18 protein-coding genes are annotated in these 18,785 nt (G+C 73.1%); 5 read left to right on the top strand and 13 right to left on the bottom strand.

What is annotated here, in order from left to right; genetic code table 11:
- Positions 1-68 precede the first annotated feature (68 nt).
- From ACIRQH_RS19640 to infC, 5 genes are all read right to left on the bottom strand, one after another.
- A complete protein-coding gene (locus tag ACIRQH_RS19640) occupies positions 69-1,244 on the bottom strand; it encodes an ATP-binding protein (RefSeq protein ID WP_358817172.1) in 1,176 nt (391 codons plus the stop codon).
- A 53-nt stretch (positions 1,245-1,297) separates the two neighbouring features.
- A complete protein-coding gene (locus ACIRQH_RS19635; protein ID WP_388868689.1) occupies positions 1,298-2,158 on the bottom strand; it encodes a TrmH family RNA methyltransferase in 861 nt (286 codons plus the stop codon).
- 107 nt (positions 2,159-2,265) lie between these two features.
- Positions 2,266-2,649, bottom strand: coding sequence for a 50S ribosomal protein L20 (gene rplT, locus ACIRQH_RS19630; protein WP_329212826.1), 384 nt, complete (start codon positions 2,647-2,649; stop codon positions 2,266-2,268).
- Between the two features lie 97 nt (positions 2,650-2,746).
- Positions 2,747-2,941, bottom strand: coding sequence for a 50S ribosomal protein L35 (gene rpmI, locus ACIRQH_RS19625; protein ID WP_073499621.1), 195 nt, complete (start codon positions 2,939-2,941; stop codon positions 2,747-2,749).
- A 106-nt stretch (positions 2,942-3,047) separates the two neighbouring features.
- Positions 3,048-3,764 (bottom strand): translation initiation factor IF-3, encoded by a 717-nt coding sequence (infC, locus tag ACIRQH_RS19620; RefSeq protein ID WP_358817239.1) that lies wholly within the window; start codon positions 3,762-3,764, stop codon positions 3,048-3,050.
- A gap of 391 nt (positions 3,765-4,155) precedes the next feature.
- Between infC and ACIRQH_RS19615 the strand changes: the two genes are divergently transcribed.
- Entirely contained in the window at positions 4,156-4,512 is a 357-nt protein-coding gene (locus ACIRQH_RS19615; RefSeq protein WP_164371095.1) for a DUF1844 domain-containing protein, read from the top strand.
- A gap of 10 nt (positions 4,513-4,522) precedes the next feature.
- Here the strand turns inward: ACIRQH_RS19615 and ACIRQH_RS19610 are convergent, their stop codons facing one another.
- Complete coding sequence (locus ACIRQH_RS19610) at positions 4,523-5,254, bottom strand: SseB family protein (protein ID WP_388930377.1); 732 nt, start codon at positions 5,252-5,254, stop codon at positions 4,523-4,525.
- Positions 5,255-5,403: 149 nt separating this feature from the next.
- Here ACIRQH_RS19610 and ACIRQH_RS19605 point away from each other — a divergent pair, with 149 nt between their 5' ends.
- Positions 5,404-6,372 (top strand): serine hydrolase, encoded by a 969-nt coding sequence (locus tag ACIRQH_RS19605; protein WP_404226647.1) that lies wholly within the window; start codon positions 5,404-5,406, stop codon positions 6,370-6,372.
- Positions 6,373-6,426: 54 nt separating this feature from the next.
- On the opposite strand, the gene mycP is transcribed toward ACIRQH_RS19605, so the two are convergent.
- Together mycP and ACIRQH_RS19595 are read right to left on the bottom strand one after the other, a co-directional pair.
- Complete coding sequence (mycP, locus tag ACIRQH_RS19600) at positions 6,427-7,707, bottom strand: type VII secretion-associated serine protease mycosin (RefSeq protein WP_388868697.1); 1,281 nt, start codon at positions 7,705-7,707, stop codon at positions 6,427-6,429.
- A complete protein-coding gene (locus tag ACIRQH_RS19595) occupies positions 7,704-8,522 on the bottom strand; it encodes a hypothetical protein (RefSeq protein ID WP_388868699.1) in 819 nt (272 codons plus the stop codon). Before ACIRQH_RS19595 ends, mycP begins: the two co-directional genes overlap by 4 nt.
- A 1,579-nt stretch (positions 8,523-10,101) precedes the next feature.
- On the opposite strand from ACIRQH_RS19595, the gene ACIRQH_RS19590 reads away from it, so the two are divergent.
- Both ACIRQH_RS19590 and ACIRQH_RS19585 read left to right on the top strand, forming a co-directional pair.
- Positions 10,102-10,317: a hypothetical protein gene (locus ACIRQH_RS19590; RefSeq protein ID WP_404226646.1), complete on the top strand. Its 216-nt coding sequence runs from the start codon at positions 10,102-10,104 to the stop codon at positions 10,315-10,317.
- Between the two features lie 498 nt (positions 10,318-10,815).
- Positions 10,816-12,018 carry an amino acid deaminase/aldolase gene (locus ACIRQH_RS19585; RefSeq protein ID WP_388868702.1) on the top strand — a complete coding sequence of 401 codons (1,203 nt, stop codon included), beginning with the start codon at positions 10,816-10,818 and terminating at the stop codon, positions 12,016-12,018.
- A gap of 9 nt (positions 12,019-12,027) precedes the next feature.
- Here ACIRQH_RS19585 and ACIRQH_RS19580 read toward each other — a convergent pair whose 3' ends face one another.
- Genes ACIRQH_RS19580 through ACIRQH_RS19560 form a run of 5 tightly spaced genes read right to left on the bottom strand, consistent with a single transcriptional unit; the run spans position 12,028 to position 17,852 of the window.
- On the bottom strand, positions 12,028-12,951 hold the full coding sequence (locus ACIRQH_RS19580; protein ID WP_388930370.1) for a DUF2510 domain-containing protein: 924 nt from the start codon (positions 12,949-12,951) through the stop codon (positions 12,028-12,030).
- Between the two features lie 28 nt (positions 12,952-12,979).
- A complete protein-coding gene (locus ACIRQH_RS19575) occupies positions 12,980-14,254 on the bottom strand; it encodes a haloacid dehalogenase-like hydrolase (RefSeq protein WP_388930368.1) in 1,275 nt (424 codons plus the stop codon).
- Positions 14,255-14,281: 27 nt separating this feature from the next.
- A complete protein-coding gene (locus ACIRQH_RS19570; RefSeq protein WP_388930366.1) occupies positions 14,282-15,073 on the bottom strand; it encodes a 3-oxoacyl-ACP reductase in 792 nt (263 codons plus the stop codon).
- Positions 15,070-16,470 (bottom strand): aldehyde dehydrogenase family protein, encoded by a 1,401-nt coding sequence (locus tag ACIRQH_RS19565; protein WP_388930364.1) that lies wholly within the window; start codon positions 16,468-16,470, stop codon positions 15,070-15,072. Before ACIRQH_RS19565 ends, ACIRQH_RS19570 begins: the two co-directional genes overlap by 4 nt.
- An 11-nt stretch (positions 16,471-16,481) precedes the next feature.
- The gene (locus tag ACIRQH_RS19560; RefSeq protein WP_358817160.1) at positions 16,482-17,852 is read right to left on the bottom strand and encodes a glutamine synthetase family protein; all 1,371 of its coding nucleotides are present in this window, start codon (positions 17,850-17,852) and stop codon (positions 16,482-16,484) included.
- A gap of 77 nt (positions 17,853-17,929) precedes the next feature.
- On the opposite strand from ACIRQH_RS19560, the gene ACIRQH_RS19555 reads away from it, so the two are divergent.
- Positions 17,930-18,667 (top strand): FadR/GntR family transcriptional regulator, encoded by a 738-nt coding sequence (locus tag ACIRQH_RS19555; protein WP_404226645.1) that lies wholly within the window; start codon positions 17,930-17,932, stop codon positions 18,665-18,667.
- Positions 18,668-18,785: the final 118 nt, after the last annotated feature.

The following is an 18,785-nucleotide window of genomic DNA, read 5'->3' as shown; positions in this document are numbered from 1 at the left end:
GGCCTGCCCAGGACTGGGCGCCCTCGCGGTGCTCCCGTGCGGATGAGCCCGTGGGGTCCGCCGCGGCGTCAGAGGAGATACGCCGGGGTGCCCACGGGCAACGTAAATCGGAACTCGGCGCCCCCGCCGGGGGCGCGGCCGACCGTGATCGTGCCGCCGTGGGCTTCGACGATGCCCTTGACGATGTAGAGCCCGAGGCCGGTGCCACCGCGCTTGCTGCCCCGCCAGAAGCGGGTGAAGACGCGGTTCATGGACTCCTCCGGGATTCCGGTGCCCTCGTCGCTCACGGTGACCGACGTGACGGCACTCGCCGGGCCCTCCTCGTCCGCCCGCTCACGCGGGGAGACCGAGGGTGCCACGTCAATGGTGACGGTTCCCTCGCCGTGCCGCACCGCATTTTCGATCAGGTTGCTCAGCACCTGGTCGACCTTGTCGGGGTCGGCCCACAGTCCGGGCAGCGGCTGCTCGATGCGCAGCAGGAAACGGTCGGCGGGCTGGCCGGAGGCGACGTACGCCTGGATGTGGCGGCCGACCGCGACGCCCATGTCGACGGGCTGGCGGCGCAGCTCGAGGCGTCCGGAGTCGATGCGGGAGATGTCGAGCAGTTCGGCGATGAGCCGGGTGACGCGGTTGGCGTCGGCGTCGACGGTCTCCAGCATCAGCTTCTTCTGGTCGTCCGTGAAGCGTTCCCACTTGGCGAGCAGGGTCGCGGTGAAGCCCTTGACCGAGGTGAGCGGCGAGCGCAGTTCGTGGGCGACCGTGGCGATCAGCTCCGCGTGGCTGCGCTCGGTGCGGCGGCGGGCCTCGGTGTCGCGCAGGGAGACGACGACGCGGCGGACGGGCCCGGTGGGCCGGGTCCGTACGTAGCGGGCGGCGACCAGTACCTCACGGCCGCCGGGGAGCAGCAGATTGCGCTCGGGCTGGCCGTTGCGGATGGCGAGGCCGCCGTAGGGGTCGGTCAGCTGCCACCACCGGCGTCCCTCCAGGTCCTCCAGCGGCAGTGCCGTCTCCAGACGGCGCCCGAGGGCCTGGGCGGCGGGGACCGCGGTGATCCGGGCGGCGGCGGCGTTGAAACAGATCACCCGGCCGTGCTCGTCGGCGACGACGAGTCCGTCGGGCAGGTCGTCGGGGTCGACGCCGGTCCCGGGCTTCGGGTCGGCGTCGTCATCCGGCCGGGACGCGGGGGTGCCGCGCACGTCGCGTGCTCGCAGCGCGCTGTGCGCACCGCCCGTGCCGACACTCATCCCCGTACCCCACCTCTCGTCTGGCGCAGAGGGCCCCCGAGCCCGTCACCCTACTAGCTGTCGGTGACGGAGCGGCACCCTGTGGAGGCTCGCTGTGCACGGGCCGACGCGTAGAGACATACGGCCGCGGCGGTGGCGAGGTTCAGACTCTCGGCCTTTCCGTGGATCGGGACGCGCACGACGGCGTCGGCCAGCGCCCGGGTCTCCTCCGGGAGTCCCCAGGCCTCGTTTCCGAACACCCAGGCGGTGGGGCCGCCCATGGTCCCCTTGTCGAGCTCGTCGTCGAGGTCGTCCTCGCCCGCCCCGTCGGCGGCGACGATCCGGACGCCCAAGTCCTTGAGGCCCGCGACGGCCCGTTCGACGGGGACGCCGACGGCGACGGGCAGATGGAACAGGGACCCCACGGAGGCGCGGACGGCCTTGGGGTTGTAGAGGTCGACGGAGGCGTCGGTGAGTACGACGGCCTCGGCGCCGGCGGCGTCGGCGCAGCGCAGGACGGTGCCGGCGTTCCCGGGGTCGCGGACGTGCGCGAGCACGGCGACGAGGCGGGGCCGGGCCTTGAGGACGTCCTCGAAGGAGGTGTCGAGGAAGCGGCAGATCCCGACGAGGCCCTGCGGGGTGACCGTGGTGGAGATGTCGGCGATGACCTCCTCCTCGGCGAGGTGCACGCGGGCGCCGGCGGCGCGGGCGGCGCCGACGATGTCGGCGTACCTCTCGGCCGCCTCGACGGTGGCGAACACTTCGACGAGGGTGGCGGTGCCGTCGGCGCGGTGCGCGGCGGCCTCCCGTACGGCCTGCGGCCCCTCGGCGAGGAAGAGCCGCTCCTTGCCCCGGAAGTTCCGCCTGGCGAGCCGGCGGGCGGCGACGACGCGCGGCGAGCGCGGGGAGATCAGCTCGGGGGCGGCGGGGGGCATGCGGTCACCTTCACGTTGCGGGGGGAGTTGCTGCCGCGCGGAACACGACGGACCCGCAGGCGAGAACCTGCGGGTCCGGTGACATCCGGCGAGGGCCGGCGTCGGTGTCAGGCGGCCTTCGGCGCGTTGACGTCCGACGGCAGCGCCTTCTGCGCGACCTCGACGAGCGCGGCGAACGCGTTGGCGTCGTTGACGGCCAGCTCCGCGAGGATCTTGCGGTCCACCTCGATGTTGGCGGCGTTCAGACCCTGGATGAGGCGGTTGTACGTCATGCCGTTCTGGCGGGCCGCAGCGTTGATGCGCTGGATCCACAGCCGACGGAAGTCGCCCTTGCGCTTCTTGCGGTCGTTGTAGTTGTAGACCAGGGAGTGGGTGACCTGCTCCTTGGCCTTGCGGTACAGGCGCGAACGCTGACCGCGGTAGCCCTTGGCCGCCTCGAGAATTGCCCGGCGCTTCTTGTGGGCGTTGACTGCCCGCTTGACGCGTGCCACTTGTTAACTCCTTGTAGCGGGGCCGTGGTTGGACTCACACGGCCCGAATTCGATGGGGTCCCGGTTCAGACGTGCGCGGCGCCGAGGCGCCGGTACGTCACTTGCCGAGAAGCTTCTTGATCTTCTTGGCGTCGCCCGGGGCCATCTCGGCGGTGCCGGTGAGACGACGGGTCACGCGGGACGACTTGTGCTCGAGCAGGTGGCGCTTGCCGGCACGCTCACGGAGCACCTTGCCGGAGCCGGTGATCTTGAAGCGCTTGCTGGCACCGCTGTGCGACTTGTTCTTCGGCATAGCGCCGTTCTCTCCTCGTCAGTGGCGTTCCGGTGCCCGGTCGCTGGACCGGGCACGGTGGAACGTCATATGTATCGATTGACATCCCGGGGCGGGGGCCCTGGGATCATGCCTCGGCGGATGCCTCGGCCGGAGCCTCGGTGGACTCGGCCTCGGTGATCTCGCCCTCGGCGATCTCGTCCTCGTCCAGCTCACCCTCGGCGGCGTTCTGCGAACGGCCGGGGTTGGCCTTCGCGTCGGCCTTGCGAGCCGCCTGGGCCTCACGGGCCTCGGCCATCGCCTCGGTCTTCTTCTTGTGCGGACCGAGAACCATGATCATGTTTCGGCCGTCCTGCTTCGGGTTCGACTCGATGAACCCGAGGTCCTCCACGTCCGTGGCGAGCCTCTGCAGCAGTCGGTAGCCGAGCTCCGGCCGGGACTGCTCACGACCGCGGAACATGATCGTGATCTTGACCTTGTCGCCCTGCTTGAGGAACCGGACGACGTGACCCTTCTTCGTGTCATAGTCGTGCGGGTCGATCTTCGGCCGGAGCTTCATCTCCTTGATGACCGTGTGCGCCTGGTTCTTGCGCGCCTCACGAGCCTTCATGGCCGATTCATACTTGAACTTGCCGTAGTCCATGAGCTTGCATACGGGCGGACGTGCGCTCGCCGCGACCTCGACCAGGTCGAGGTCGTACTCCTGAGCGAGCTCAAGGGCCTTGGCAAGCGGAACAATCCCGACCTGCTCGCCGCTGGGACCGACAAGTCGCACTTCGGGAACACGAATCCGGTCGTTGATGCGGGGCTCGGTGCTGATGGATCCTCCTCGGTTGCACCACACGGCGGTCTGGCGGACAGCCGCGTATGTCTCTGATGACACGTGGACCAACCGTCGTGGGACATGAAAAATGCCCCTGACGGGACACAGGCGGGGCTCCATGGACTACCGGAACACCGCCGCGTCAACCGCGGGGCGCACATTCGGGCGACTCCACCGTCCGTACGGAACGGTGGCGGCCGCCTGACCGGGTGACCCGCCGTCCCGGAGGACAGTCAGGTGGGAAGTCGGAGCCTCCACTTGTGGGCCGAAGCACATACGTGTCCGGCCGGTCGTTACACAAGGTTAGCAGTTCCGCCGGGCACGCGCTAACCGACGGCCTCCCGGCCGTCCCGTACCAGCGGGAACACTCCCGCGGGCGGGGGCGTGCGCGCCGGGGCCTATCGTGGGAGCCATGAGTGACACCCCTCCCCAGAACCCCGACTTCGACACCATGACCCGCGACATCGCCGAGGTCCCCGCGGTCGAGGTCATCGTGACGGTCGCCGTCAACCTGATGAGCGCCGCCGCGGTGAAGCTCGGTCTCACCGAGGAGGGCGACGAACACAAGGACCTGGACGAGGCCCGCAAGCTCGTCACCGCGCTCGCCGGGCTTCTCGACGCGAGCACGACCGAGATCAGCTCCTTCCACGCGGCCCCCCTGCGCGACGGCCTGAAGTCGCTCCAGCTCGCCTTCCGCGAGGCCTCCCTCGTCCCGGACGAGCCGGGCCAGGGGCCGGGCGAGAAGTACACGGGCCCGGTCTACGGCTGACCCGTCCCGCTCAGCGGCGCACGTACAGGGGCTCGCCCGGTGGTGTCGCCTCGGCCGGCAGGAGTGCCAGGTCGAGGCCGCGGACCAGGCGGGCCCGCAGTGTCTCGTCGGCCGCGAGCCGCTCGGCCACCGCGCGGGCGGCCTCGGCGGGGGCGGCCGAAGGGTCGAGCACGAGGGCGAGGGTGCCGTCGGCGCCGCCGGGGCCGAGATGGGCGCGGACCACCAGGGGCTCGGCGGCGACCGCGGCCCGTACCGCCTCGACGACGGCGGGATCGGCCAGCGGTTCCGCGGTCGTACGGCCCTCGGCGAGCGCCAGCAGGGCGGAGCCGGTCAGCTGGAAGGCGACGGGCCCGGCCAGGTCCAGCACGATCGTGTCGGCCTTCTCGTGCGCCGCGGCCTCCAGCACCTGACGCAGGGGTACGGCGACGGGGCGGGCCGCGGGGTCCCAGCGGGCCAGCGAGTCCGTGCACGTGAAGGCGGGCAGCGCCGTGCGGTCCCCTGCCTTGAGGGTCGGCACCGCCATGTCACTGGTCTTCTCGTGGCGCAGCCCGTTCTCGTCCTCCTCGACCTCACCGAGGACCGCCACGACCGGCACGAGCAGCCGGGCGTCCTTGAGGGCCTCCAGGACCGGCGGTACGGCGGTACGGTCCGCCGACCAGGCGGCGAGCGCCGCGCTCAGCCGGGGATCGGCGGAGCCGTCGTCGTCGGGGAAGCCGGAGTCGGGAATGTTCTTGTTCGCCACGGTCCCTGACCCTATCGGGGGGATGCTGGTGCGGTTGTGCGGGCCCCGAAACCCGGTGGTGACCGGATTCACGGGTTTCTCAGTCTTCGCTGACACAGCTCTAACACGCGTCTAACCGGGCGCACAGTCGGGCCGACCAGCATCGCGGCATGGACCGTCACAGATCCCGCGGGCGCCGCGCCCGGCCCGTCCGGCGCACCTCGCTCCTCTACACCGCGGTGGCCTCCGCGGTGCTCGTCGGCGTCACGGGAGCCGGGACCGTGTACGTACAGGCGCATGCGCACGAGGGCAAGGGACTCGTATCGTCGGCGTCGTCGGCGTCGGCACTCCCCTCGGTGTCGCCGTCGGTCGGTGAGGAGGCGTCGGTGGAACCCGTGGCGGAGCCGTCGGTGGACCGGGACGCGCTGCTCTCGAAGGCGATGAAGTCGGTGAAGGCAGCGGACGGCGCGAAGGCGTCGGTCGCCGTCCTCGACGTCGACTCCGGGGAGAGCGCCGGGTACGGCGACGGCACCTTCGACACCGCGAGCATCGTCAAGGTGGACATCCTGGCGGCGCTGCTGCTGCGGGCGCAGGACGCGGACCGGCACCTCACCGCCCAGGAGAAGGCCTACGCCACCACGATGATCGAGAACAGCGACAACGCCTCGGCGTCCGCGCTGTGGGCCGCGATCGGCCGGGCGGACGGCCTCGACGCCGCGAACAAGCGCTTCGGCCTGACCGGTACGAAGGGCGGCGACGGCGAGCTGTGGGGGCTGACACAGACCACGGCGGCCGATCAACTGACCCTGTTGCAGCAGGTGTTCGGGGACGACTCGGAACTCGGCTCGGGCTCCCGGAACTATCTCCAGGGCCTCATGGGGAAGATAGCGACAGGTCAGCGGTGGGGGGTGTCGGCCGCGGCCGACGGCACGCGGTGGGCCCTGAAGAACGGGTGGTTGCCGCGGACCGCGACCGGCCTGTGGGACATCAACAGCATCGGGCGCGTGACCGTCGACGGTCACGACTACCTCGTGGCGGTGCTGTCGGACGGCAACTCCACGCAGGCCGAGGGGATCTCGCTGGTGGAGGCGGCGTCCAAGGCGGCGATCGCCGCGTTCCAGGACTCCGGGGAGAAGTGAGGGCCCGGCGGCGCGTCGGGCGGGCCGGCGGTCGCTGATCCGGGGAGACCCGGTCTAGCGCCGACCGAACAGGGGCGCGCCCTTGCGTCCGCGCCACAGGACCACGGCCGCCGCCAGCAGGGCCAGGCCCAGGGCGCCCGCGAGGGGGCCGGCCCAGTCGGCCGATCCGCCGTCGTCGTCCGAGGTCTCGGGCCCGGTGCCGAAGTACTTCCGGCCGTACGCGGCCGAGGTGAGGCCTTCGGGCTTGAGCCGGTCGCCGGCCTCGATGGCCGCGGCCGGGTCGATGAAGCCGAAGCCCCGCGCGTCGTCGCGGCCTCCCGAGGGCACGTTGCGCGCGGTGTCCTCCAGGAGCTGTTTGATCTGGGCCGGGGCGAGGCCCGGGTGGGCCGCCCGGATGAGCGCGACCGCGCCGGAGACGAACGCGGACGCGGCGCTGGTGCCCCAGCCTTCGTAGTACCGGTCGTCCGGATCGGCGATGACGACGTCGACGCCCGGGGCGCTGACGGTGGCGTACCAGCGGCGGGTGGAGAACGAGGCACGGGTTCCGTAGCGGTCGACGGCGGTCGCGGCGATCACACCGGGGTACGCGGCGGGGTAGGAGATGTGGTCGCCCTTCTCGCCGCCGTTCCCTGCGGAGGCCACGACGGCGACGCCCTTCCTCAGCGCGTACTGGACGGCTTCGTCCTCGGCGGGTTCGGGGTGCGCGGACCTGGAGTCGTCGCCGAGGGAGAGGTTGATGACGTCGGCGCCGTGGTCGGTGGCCCAGCGGATGCCTTCGGCGAGGGCGTTGCCCCGGGTGGTGCGGGCCTTGGAGCGGGCCGGGTCGGCGTCTTCGAGGATGACGCGGACGGGCAGGATCCGGGCCTCGGGCGCGATGCCCATGACTCCGTCGGCGTCGCCGGCCCCGTGGCCGTGACCGGCGATGATGCCCGCCATGGCGGTGCCGTGCCGGGCCCACGCACGGTCGCCCCGGCTCGCGCCGAAACCGACCATGTCCTTGCCGGTGAGGACGTTGCCGGTGAGGTCCGGGTGGCGGGCGTCGACGCCGGTGTCGAGGACCGCGACGGTGATGCCCTTGCCCTTGGTCGTCCGCCACGCCTGCTGCGTGTGCATCGCGTCGAGGCCCCACTGCTGGGCCCGTATGCCGTCGGCGTGGGCGGCGGCCGTGGGCACCAGGGCGAGGGAGGCGGCGAGCAGGACACTGAGCGCGGCGGACCGGCGGGAGAGCCCGGAACCACGGGCTGCCGGGACGCGGAAACGGCGGGCCCGGCCCGCGGCGGTCCGCGCGGGTGCGGCGGCGGTGGCGGCGCGGACGGGAACGGGCTCGCGGGTCATGACGGCTTCTCCGTGGCCGGGGTGACGGTCTTGCGGAGGCTCCGCTCCACCCGGTCGGCGAGCCCCTGTGCCTCGTGGCCGAGTCCTGCCTGGGCGGGCGCGGTCGTCGCCTCGGGCTTCATGGCGTCGGCGGCGGGCTGCGGTGCGGTGACCGTGCGCCCGTCGGCGAATCCGGAGACGGCGAACACGACGACCGGGGCGTCCGTGAGGACCGACTCGGTCCAGGACGCGCGCTGGGCGTCGCCGAAGTCCTCGGCCGGGGTGCCCTTGGCGGGGTAGGTCCGGGGCATCAGGTCGGTGCGCCGGTCCAGGCCCTCCTTGCCGAAGCGGGCCTTCAGCGCGGTCATCGCCGCGGCGTCCGCCTTGGTGAACAGCAGGCCGACGGTGGTGACGTGGCTCAGGGTCGCGTCCACGTAGGTGGCGCGCAGCAGGCGCAGGCAGCCGACGGGGGCGAGGGCCTTGCGCAGCAGCGGGTCGAAGGCGTTCGCGCAGCCGGCGTCCGGGGCGACGGCGATCCGTGTCCAGACGCGGTCGGAGCCGCCGGGGCCCGCTCCGTCGCCCCGCACGCTCGGCGGGAAGAGCTGGTCCACGGGCACGCTGTGCCAGAGTTCCCCGGCCGCGGCGAAGGCGCCGCGCGATCCGGGGGCGTCCGTGTCGTCGCCGGTGAGCCAACTCCCCGTCACGGCACCGCCGATGAGGCCGAGTCCGAGGACGACACAGGCCGCGGCGGCGGCGGTGCGCGTCCGGGGCCGCCCGAAGAACGGACGGGCCGGTGCGGGGGCGTCCCCGTAGGTCTCGGGCTCGGCGAACGACACGAAGGGGCGCTCCGCACCCGGGGCTCCGGCAGGAGGAGCCGGGGCCGTCGGCTGCGGAGGGAGCGGATCCGCCGCGGCGGGCGTGGGGGGATTCTCCGTACGGATGGGTCGCAGCCGTCGGGTCGTCTCCGCCGGCCCCTCACCGGGAACGGCGGAACGCCCTGGCGCTCCGGCCCGCGACGGCTCGGCCGGGTGGGGCACCCGGCCGCTGCGCGGGGAGTCCTCGGTGGCGGGGGGCGTGTCCGGGAAGCGTGCGGTGGCCGCGGGGGGCGGCGGGATCATCGCCCCCGGACGCAGTCGCGGGAAGCGCGGGGACTCCTGACCCGACGCCGGGGGCACCGCGCGATCTGTTCCGAACTCCCGCCCGTACCGCTCCTGTTGACGCTCCGAAGGGGCCTGTTCCGGCATCGGCGGCGGGCCCCCGGGCTGCGACGGCACGGACGGATCCGCACCCTGGGGCGGGCCGGGCGGACGGGGCGGAACCCCCGCACCGGGGTACGGCGCGGCCTGCCGCGACCGGGACGCGGCTCCCTGGCCGGGCGAGGAGGGGTGCCGAGGGGCGGTTCCCTGGTCGGGGGGCGACGGGTTGCGCGAGGTCGCGCCCCGGCCCGGGTTCGAAGCGGTCCTGAAGTCGGCGTTCCGGCCGGTCGGGGAGAGGTCCCGGGGTCCGGTGCTCTCGTCCGGCGAGGACGGATAGCGGGACGCGGCGCCCCGACCGGGAGCGGACGGGTTCCTCGATGCGGCGCCCTGGCCGGGGGACGAAGGATTGCTCGACGTCGGGCCCTGCCCCGGGGTCGAAGGGTTCCTGACCTCGGCGTTCTGCCCGGTCGAGCCAGAGTCGCCGGATACCGCGCCCCGGCCGGGGGCGGACGCGTTGCGGGAGGTCGCGCCCCGGCCCTGGGCCGAAGGGTTCCTGACCTCGGCGTTCTGCCCGGTCGAGCCAGGGTCGCCGGATACCGCCCCGCGCCCGGATACCGCCCCGCGCCCGGGGGCCGACGCGTTGCGGGAGGTCGCGCCCCGGCCCTGGGCCGAAGCGTTCCTGACCTCGGCGTTCTGCCCGGTCGAGCCAGGGTCGCCGGATACCGCCCCGCGCCCGGGGGCCGACGCGTTGCGGGAGGTCCCGCCCTGCCCCAGGACCGAAGCGTTCCTGACCTCGGCGCTCGGGCCGGTCGAGCCAGGGTCGCCGGATACCGCCCCGCGCCCGGGGGCCGACGCGTTGCGGGAGGTCGCGCCCCGGTCCGGGGCCGAAGCGTTCCTGACGTCGGTGCTCGGGCCGGTCGAGGAGAGGTTCCGGGGTGCGGTGTTCTCGTCCGGGGACGGACGGCGGGGGTCGGTGCCCTGTTCCGGGACGGAGGGTGTTCGGGGTGCGGCGCCCCGGCCGGGTGAGGAGGGGTGGGCGCCGGACCGTTCCTTCGCTTGCCGCGGAGGTGGTTCGTCGGACCACGACTCCCCCTCGATGGGGGGCGCGTAGCCGCGTCCCGGCGCCGTGCTCCCGGCCGCCGACGAGCTGCGCCCGGACTCCCAGGCTTCGCCGCCCGCCGGAAGCCGTTCCGGGCGCGGCGGCGTCGAGAGGCCGGGCGTGGACGTCGGAACCGGCGGTGCCTCCGCGTCCCGGGCGCGCGGGACGGGCGGCGGACCGGCCGGCATCGGCGGCGGCGTCCCGTCCGGCAGGGTCGCCGGAGCGGGCGGGGTCGCCGGACGCGGCGGGGCCGGCGGGGAAGCGGCGGGCGCGGCGGGCGCCGCGAACGAGCGCGAGGCCTGCGCGGACACGGAGTACCCCGAAGGCGGTGCGTAAGGAGGCGCGAAGGACGACGGAGACGGTGCGTAGGGGGGCGCGGCGGGTGTCGTCGAGGGTGGTGCGTACGGCGAAGGGGGCGAGGACTGCGGGGGCGCCGGCGTCTCGGCGGGGGCCGGAGTGTCCGTGGACTCCGGGCCCTCGTCCGGGTGCGGGGTCGGCCGGTGTCCGGACGGCGGTGGGCCGGAGGGGCGCGGCGGAGGGGCGGCTCGGCGCGCTTCCGTGCTCATGCACCCCCCGTTTCCTCGTACCGGGCTACCGGCCCTCGCGGAGTCCATCCGGGCCGTTCCTGTGCGGAAGGGGCCCGCCACGAACACGCATACCCGTACCGGTGGACCGTCACCCCGGGCAGGGCCCGTCGGGGCGAGGTCGTTCCTCCCCGCGTCCGCGTCACTCTACGGGTTGACGCGCGTCCGGAGGGAACCAGTCCGAAGCCCCGGGGCATCTGCCCGGAACGTCCCCCTACCCTGCGGTAATCGAGTCTGGCAGGCTGCGTGCATGACTGCCCGTGCCGCCGACAGGGCCCGCTACGACCGGGCCACCGCTCACCTCGACGCCCCCGTCGCGATCGTGGACCTGGAGGCCTTCGACGCGAACGCGGACGATCTCGTCCGCAGGGCCGGCGGCAAGCCGATCCGGGTCGCCAGCAAGTCCGTGCGCTGCCGCGCCCTCCTGGAGCGTGTCCTGGGCCGGGACGGCTTCGCGGGGATCATGTCCTTCACCCTCGCCGAGTCGCTGTGGCTGGCCAGGTCGGGTTTCGAGGACGTCCTGCTCGCCTACCCGTCGGCCGACCGCAAGGCCTACGCCGAGCTGACCTCCGACCCCAAGCTCGCCGCCGCGGTGACCGTCATGGTCGACGACCCGGCGCAGCTGCGGCTCATCGACGAGGCCCGGCAGGGCGGCACCGAAGTCGTGCGTGTCTGCCTGGAGTTGGACACCGCGCTGAAGCTGTTCGGGGGCCGGGTCAGGGTCGGGGCGCTGCGCTCGCCGCTGCACTCCCCCGCCCAGGTCGCGGACCTGGCCCGGGCGATCAAGCGCGCGCCCGGGTTCAAGCTCGTGGGGATCATGGCCTACGAGGGGCACATCGCGGGCGTCGGCGACTCCGTCGCGGGGCGGCCGCTGCGGTCGCGGGCCGTGCGGCTGATGCAGGCCACCGCCCGCAAGGAGCTGATCCAGCGGCGCGCGGAGGTGGTCCGCGCGGTACGGGCCGTGGAGCCCGACCTGGAGTTCGTCAACGGCGGTGGCACCGGCAGCGTCCAGCACACGGCCGCCGAGGACGCGGTCACCGAGATCGCCGCGGGGTCGGGACTCTACGTGCCGCGGCTCTTCGACAACTACACCTCGTTCAGTGGCCGTCCGGCCGCGCTGTTCGCCCAGCCCGTCGTGCGGCGGCCGGGCGTCGGGATCGTGACGGTGCTGGGCGGCGGCTATCCGGCGTCCGGCGCGGCGGGCCCCGACCGGCTGCCGGTCCCCCACCTCCCGGAGGGGCTGGCGTACGACCCGCAGGAGGGCCCGGGCGAGGTGCAGACCCCGCTGCTCGGATCTCCGGCGGACGATCTGCTCATCGGCGACAAGGTGTGGTTCCGGCACGCCAAGGCGGGTGAACTGTGCGAGCGGTTCGACACACTGCACCTGGTCGAGGGCGACGCGGTGACCGCGACCGTGCCGACCTACCGGGGTGAGGGACACACGTTCCTCTGAGCCGCTCGCTCAGTCCGACGGGCCGATGCTGCTGCCCACGCCGCCGCCCGCGCTGGTGCCGCCGACGGACCGGATCCCCCGGGTGATCCGGTCCATGTCGGACAGCGGCGGCCCGTCCGTGCCCGCGTCGAAGGCGAACCGGACGATGACCAGGGCCTGCGTGCCGACGCTGGACGGGAAGGCCAGCGACTCGACGTAACCCCCGGGCCCCACACCGGTCTTGACCCGCCAGCGCACGAAGTACCCGGCGCGCCCCGCGACGGCGACCGACCCGGTCTTGACCAGGGTGTGCGAGGTGACGCCCCGGAAGGGCCTGCTGCCGACCAGGTCACGGTCGTACACGCTGTCCGTCGCGTCCTTGATGTCGCCCTCCGCGAGGGCCTTCGGGGAGGTCACGTCGGTGGCCGTGGCCGTCCGCGAGCTGACCTGGCCGTGCCGGCACAGGCCGGGGTCGCCCGGACAGTCGTAGGTGCCCGGGGTGGTCATCACCACGTCGTGGTCGGCGACGTACTTCGGCCGGGCCCAGCCGGCCCGCAACGGCAGGGTGATGCCGTTGAGCTGGTCCACGACGACGGACGGGTCACCGGCCGAGGGCGAGGGTCCGGAAGGTGTGGGCGAGGGTCCGGTGTCCGCGGGGGACGCGACCGCCGGGGTGGTCCGCGCGGCGCTCTCTCCGCCGCTGTGGTCGAGGCGCAGCAGGACGGCGCCGGTGACGATAGCGGCGACGAGGACGACGGCGGCGGCGCCGAGCGCGACGGCCTTGGCGCGGCCGGAGGCACCCCCGGGCGGGCGTGCCTCCGGCTGTACCGGGAGCGGCTGTTGGACGGTCTCGGGCGGACGCCGGTGTTCGGTCCAGGCGGATCCGTCCCACCAGCGCTCGACGAGTGGGTACGAGGGATCGCGGTACCAGCCGGGAGGTGGCGTCATGCTCATCCCGGCACTCTAAAACGTGCCGCGACCCTCAGTACACGGTGTCGGCGAGGTCCGGCACGATCGAGCCGTCCGACCTGCGGAGCGGTCCGAGGGTGCCGTCGGGGGCGGTGTAGGCGCTCGTGGAGCACGGGTAGAGGCCCTGTTTGCGGGGCAGCGGCTCGATGAACATCGGGTTGATCACCCAGCGGCCGTCGGCGTCGTCGTACGCCCGGCACATGAGTTCGTTCTTGTTGCGGTTGATGACGAGGTGCGCACCCGTGGCGTCCGCGACGAAGGTGACGTCGGTGTCGGCGTCGCCGCCCGCGATCGCGGTCCTGTGGCGGGCGTCCTGCCGCTGCCAGGCCGCCGCGCCGCGCACGCCGTAGATCTCCTGGTTGATCCAGCAGCGCTTGCCGTCGATGTACGGGATGGCCGCGCCGCGGTTCGCGGGGACGTCGCCACAGCCCTGGTTGCGGGTGGTGATCCGGCCGCGCCGGTCGAGGACGGAGCGGATCGCGATGGTGTGCGCGGCGTCGATGCCGACGCCGCGCGACCAGACCTCGGTGACGGGTTCGGAGCCGGCCGAGACGATGTAGACGTCGAATCCGGCGCGGTGGAGGGTGCGGATGAGGTCACGCTGCTGGACGTAGTAGCGAACGTACGCGGGGACGGTGTGGGTGCCGAGCGTGCGGGTCGAGCCGACGGGTGCCGCGAGGGCCTCGGCGCGGGCGTGCCGGGCGTACGAGGAGAGTTCGGCGAGGGTGTGTCCGGCGAACAGTTGGGGCACCCAGGCGTACTGGGGGACGGTGCGCCGGTGGTTCCAGTCGCCGGCGAAGGCGGCGGTCCCGCTCATGGTGCGGCCGGACTCGCGGATCTCCAGGATCTCGTCCGTGCAGCGGCTGTTCGTGGCGGTCGGCAGGGGGGTGCCGACCGGGACACCGGTGCCGCAGGCCGTGGTGAGCGCCCGGTCGGCCGCGTCGGTGAGCCAGGCGCTGGTGGCCTTCCAGCGTGCCGGGCGCAGGATCTCGTCGTGCCGGAGGGCCCAGGAGATGGTGGCGTCGGTGACGTCGTTCTTGGTGACCGTGTTGTCCCAGTCGAAGGCGGCGACCGGCCGCCGGCCGTGGCCCGTGTCTCCCGCGCAGGTGCCGCGGGAGTCGATGACGTCCTGCAGGTGGGCGCGGTTGTCGCCGTACCAACCCCCGGACAGTCGGGGGCAGTTCGGGGGTGGGGACGTCGAGGTGGGCGGCGCGGCCGCCAGCAGGGCGGCCGCGGCCAGGGTCCACGCGAGAATGCGCGGGTTTCGTCGGTTCTGTCGGTGTCGCATGACCTGTGGACCGTACCCGGCTCAGGCCTACAGAGGCGTGACGTACGCGCCCGAGATGCCGCCGTCCACCAGGAAGTCGGTGGCGTTCACGAAGGACGAGTCGTCGCTGGCGAGGAAGGCGACGGCCGCCGCGATCTCGTCCGCCTCGGCGAATCGTCCGACCGGGATGTGCACCAGGCGGCGCGCGGCGCGCTCGGGGTCCTTGGCGAACAGCTCCTGGAGGAGCGGGGTGTTGACGGGGCCGGGGCACAGCGCGTTGACCCGGATGCCCTCCCGGGCGAACTGGACGCCCAGCTCGCGGGACATGGCGAGGACGCCGCCCTTGGAGGCCGTGTACGAGATCTGCGAGGTCGCCGCGCCCATCCGGGCCACGAAGGACGCCGTGTTGATGATGGAGCCCCGGCCCTGGCGGCGCATGTAGGGGATGGCCGCCTTGCAGCACAGGAAGACGGAGGTGAGGTTGACGTCCTGGACGCGCTTCCATGCCTCCAGGCCGGTGTCCAGGATGGAGTCGTCGTCGGGCGGCGAGATGCCCGCGTTGTTGAAGGCGATGTCGACGGATCCGTAGGTGTCGTACGCCGTACTGAAGAGCGCCTCGACCTGCTCGGGGTCGGTGACGTCGACCGGGACGAAGGTCCCGCCGACCTGCTCGGCCACCGCCTTGCCGCTGCGCTCGTCGATGTCGCCGCAGACCACCCGGGCGCCCTCGGACGCGAGCCGGCGGGCGGTGGCGAGGCCGATGCCGCTGCCGGCGCCGGTGATGACGGCGGTACGGCCGACCAGCCGGCGGCAGATGTTTGCTTCGGTCGCTTCGGTCACAGTGCGGGGCCCTCCGTGCTGATGAAGACGTTCTTGGTCTCGGTGAAGGCGGTGAGGGCGTCCGGGCCGAGCTCGCGGCCGATCCCCGACTGCTTGAAACCGCCGAAGGGGGTCGAATAGCGGACGCTGGAGTGGGAGTTGACGGACAGGTTGCCCGCGCGGACGGCCTGGGAGACGCGCAGGGCGCGGCCGACGTCACGGGTCCAGATGGAGCCGGACAGGCCGTAGTCGGTGGCGTTCGCGAGCCGCACGGCGTCGGCCTCGTCCTCGAACGGCAGCACCACGGCGACGGGCCCGAAGACCTCCTCGACGGCCACGCGCGCGTGGGCCTCGACTCCGGTGAGGACGGTGGGCGCGAACCAGAAGCCCGGCCCCTCGGGGGCCTTGCCTCGGATGCCGGGCGCGTCGGCGTCGACGTAGGACCGTACGCGCTCCAGCTGGACCTTGGAGATCAGCGGGCCCATCTGGGTCCGCTCGTCGCCGGGGTCGCCGACGACGACGGACTCGACGGCGGGGGCGAGGAGTTCGAGGAAGCGGTCGTGGACGGAGCGCTGGACGAGGATGCGGGTGCGGGCGCAGCAGTCCTGGCCGGAGTTGTCGAGGAAGGACATCGGGGTGGCTGCCGCGGCGGCCTCGATGTCGGCGTCCGCGAAGACGATGTTGGGGCTCTTGCCGCCGAGTTCGAGGGTGACGCGCTTGAGGAGGGCGGACCCCTTCGCGAGCACCTGCCTGCCCACGGCCGCCGATCCGGTGAAGACGATCTTCGCGATGCCGGGGTGTCCGACGAGCGCGTCGCCCGCGACGGGTCCGGCGCCCGGCAGCACCTGGAAGAGGTGCTCGGGCAGGCCTGCCTCCAGGGCGAGTTCGGCGAGCCGCAGCGCGGTGAGCGGGGTGGTCTCGGCCGGCTTCAGGATGACGGCGTTTCCGGCGGCGAGCGCGGGTGCGGTGCCCCAGGCGGCGATCGGCAGCGGGAAGTTCCAGGGCGCGATGACCGCGACGACGCCGAGCGGTTCGAGGAGGGTGATGTCGAGGCCGCCGGCGACCGGGATCTGACGTCCGGTCAGCCGCTCCACCCCGCCGGCCGCGTAGTCGAGCAGGTCGCGGACGTTGCCCGCCTCCCAGCGGGCGTTGCCGAGGGTGTGGCCGGCTTCGCGGACCTCCAGTCGGGCCAGCTCCTCGACGTGCGCGTCGACGACGCCCGCGAAGCGGCGCAGCAGCCGGGCGCGGTCGCCCGGCGCGAGGGCGGCCCAGCGGGCCTGCGCCGTCGTGGCCCGCGCGACGGCGTCGGCGACGTCCTGGACGGAGGCGGCCGGGACGGTGGCGAGGACCTCCTCGGTGGCGGGGTTCAGCACCTGGAGCTCGTGGTCGTACGGGGGCGAGGTGTACGGGTGCGGCACGGGGGTCGTCCTCACATGCGTTCGAAGGAGCGGCGCAGCTCCCAGTCGGTCACCGCGGCGTCGAAGGCTTCCAGTTCGACGCGCGCCATGTTGCGGTAGTGCGCGACCACCTCGTCGCCGAAGGCGGCCCGGGCGATGGGGCTGTTCTCCCAGAGTTCGGCGGCCTCGCGCAGGGTGGTGGGCACGTGGTCGTACGCGGAGGTGTACGCGTTGCCCGCGCACGCCTCGGGCAGCTCCAGCTTCTGCTCGACCCCGTACAGGCCGGCCGCGACGAGGCCGGCGACGGCCAGGTGCGGGTTGACGTCACCGCCGGGCAGCCGGTTCTCGAAGCGCATCGACCGGCCGTGGCCGACGACGCGCAGGGAGCAGGTGCGGTTGTCGTACCCCCAGGCGACGGCGGTCGGCGCGAAGGAGCCGGGCTGGAAGCGCTTGTACGAGTTGATGTTGGGCGCGTACAGGAGCGAGAAGTCGCGCAGCGCGGCCAGCTGGCCGGCGAGGAAGTGGCGCATGACCTCCGACATGCCGCCGGGGTCCTGGGCGGAGCCGGCCATCACGTTGGTGCCGTCCGCGTCGGCGAGGGAGAGGTGGATGTGGCAGGAGTTGCCCTCGCGCTCGTTGTACTTCGCCATGAAGGTGAGCGAGACGCCCTCCTGGCTGGCGATCTCCTTGGCGCCCGTCTTGTAGACGGCGTGCTGGTCGCAGGTGACGAGGGCCTCGTCGTACTTGAAGGCGATCTCGTGCTGGCCGGGGTTGCACTCGCCCTTGGCGGACTCGACGGTGAGGCCGGCGGCCTGCATCTCGTTACGGATGCGGCGCAGCAGGGGCTCGATCCGGCCGGTGCCGAGGACGGAGTAGTCGATGTTGTACTGGTTGGCCGGGGTGAGTCCGCGGTAGCCGGTGTCCCAGGCCTGTTCGTAGGTGTCCTTGAAGACGATGAACTCCAGCTCGGTGCCGACCTGGGCGGTGAAGCCGAGTTCGGCGAGGCGGTCGAGCTGGCGGCGCAGGATCTGCCGGGGTGCGGCGACCACCGGGGAGCCGTCGTTCCAGGCGAGGTCGGCGATGAGCAGGGCCGTGCCCTCGTTCCACGGGACGCGGCGCAGGGTGCCGAGGTCGGGGTGCATGGCGAAGTCGCCGTAGCCCCGGTCCCAGGACGACATGGCGTAGCCGTCGACGGTGTTCATGTCGGTGTCGACGGCGAGGAGGTAGTTGCAGCCCTCGGTGCCGTGTTCCAGGACCTCGTCGAGGAAGAAGGGTGCGGCGAAGCGCTTGCCCTGGAGCCGGCCCTGCATGTCGGGGAAGGCCAGGACGACGGTGTCGATCTCACCGGCCGCCACGAGAGCGCGCAGTTCCTCGACGGCGAGCGGGGGTGTGCGGTCTGCCACCGGAAAAGCCTCCTTGGGTCAGCCGAGAGCCATAAGGTATTGCCGAGAACCATTGCTTGGGAAGGGGGCGCGACCGGATGACAGGGGCGGAAGCCGGCCGTGGGCCGGAGGACCGGCTGACGCCGGTGCTGCGGCCGGTGCGGGCGGGCAACGGTTTCGAGGAGGCGCTGGAGCAGATCCTCCAGATCGTCCGGCTGGGTCTGGTGCCGGGCGGTGAACGGCTGCCCGCCGAGCGGGAGCTGGCGGAGCGGCTCGGGATCAGCCGGGTCACCCTGCGCGAGGTCCTGAAGGTGCTGCAGGACCAGGGCCTGGTGGAGTCGCGGCGCGGGCGGTACGGCGGCACGTTCGTGCTGGCGCGGGCGGACGCGCCGGACGAGCACGAGCTGCGCCGCCGGGTCGCCTCGGTCGACATCGAGGACGTCCTGCGCTTCCGCGAGGTCCTGGAGGTGGGAGCGGCCGGACTGTGCGCGGCGGACGGCCTCGGCGCCGAGCAGGCGGACCGGCTGCGCGCCGCGCTCGCCCGTACCGCCGACGCGCCGCTCGCCGACTACCGGCGCGCGGACACCCTGCTGCACCTCACGCTCGCGGAGCTGAGCGGCTCCCCCTCGCTCACCGCCCGCTACGCGGCCGTCCGCGCCTCCGTGAACGACCTGCTGGACTGCATCCCGCTCCTGGTCCGCAACCTGGAGCACTCCCAGCGCCAGCACACGGCCCTCGTCGAGGCGGTCCTCGACGGGGACGCGGACGGGGCGCGGGAGATGACGCGCGAACACTGCGCGGGTACGGCGGCGCTGCTGCGCGGGTTCCTGACGTGAGCGGCCCGGCCGCGAGGGCCCACGGGTCCCCCTCCCGTCCCAGCAAAAGGTATGAGACCGTTCCATTGACCTCCGTCGACCTCCGTTGACTTCCACGGGCGTCGTGGGGACCCGGATC

The organism is Streptomyces sp. NPDC102279, from assembly GCF_044766365.1.
In the GTDB taxonomy this organism is placed as follows: Bacteria; Actinomycetota; Actinomycetes; order Streptomycetales; family Streptomycetaceae; genus Streptomyces.
The sequence above is the reverse complement of the archived record's forward strand: the minus strand, read 5'-3'. Positions and strand labels throughout refer to the sequence as shown.

Excerpts from the sequence above, each read along its gene's own strand:
- ACIRQH_RS19640 (WP_358817172.1), bottom strand. The coding sequence starts at position 1,244 with ATGAGTGTCGGCACGGGCGGTGCGCACAGCGCGCTGCGAGCACGCGAC.
- ACIRQH_RS19605 (WP_404226647.1), top strand. The coding sequence starts at position 5,404 with ATGGACCGTCACAGATCCCGCGGGCGCCGCGCCCGGCCCGTCCGGCGC.
- ACIRQH_RS19555 (WP_404226645.1), top strand. The coding sequence starts at position 17,930 with ATGACAGGGGCGGAAGCCGGCCGTGGGCCGGAGGACCGGCTGACGCCG.
- ACIRQH_RS19585 (WP_388868702.1), top strand. The coding sequence starts at position 10,816 with ATGACTGCCCGTGCCGCCGACAGGGCCCGCTACGACCGGGCCACCGCT.
- ACIRQH_RS19580 (WP_388930370.1), bottom strand. The coding sequence starts at position 12,951 with ATGAGCATGACGCCACCTCCCGGCTGGTACCGCGATCCCTCGTACCCA.
- mycP (WP_388868697.1), bottom strand. The coding sequence starts at position 7,707 with ATGACCCGCGAGCCCGTTCCCGTCCGCGCCGCCACCGCCGCCGCACCC.
- ACIRQH_RS19615 (WP_164371095.1), top strand. The coding sequence starts at position 4,156 with ATGAGTGACACCCCTCCCCAGAACCCCGACTTCGACACCATGACCCGC.
- ACIRQH_RS19575 (WP_388930368.1), bottom strand. The coding sequence starts at position 14,254 with ATGCGACACCGACAGAACCGACGAAACCCGCGCATTCTCGCGTGGACC.
- ACIRQH_RS19635 (WP_388868689.1), bottom strand. The coding sequence starts at position 2,158 with ATGCCCCCCGCCGCCCCCGAGCTGATCTCCCCGCGCTCGCCGCGCGTC.
- rpmI (WP_073499621.1), bottom strand. The coding sequence starts at position 2,941 with ATGCCGAAGAACAAGTCGCACAGCGGTGCCAGCAAGCGCTTCAAGATC.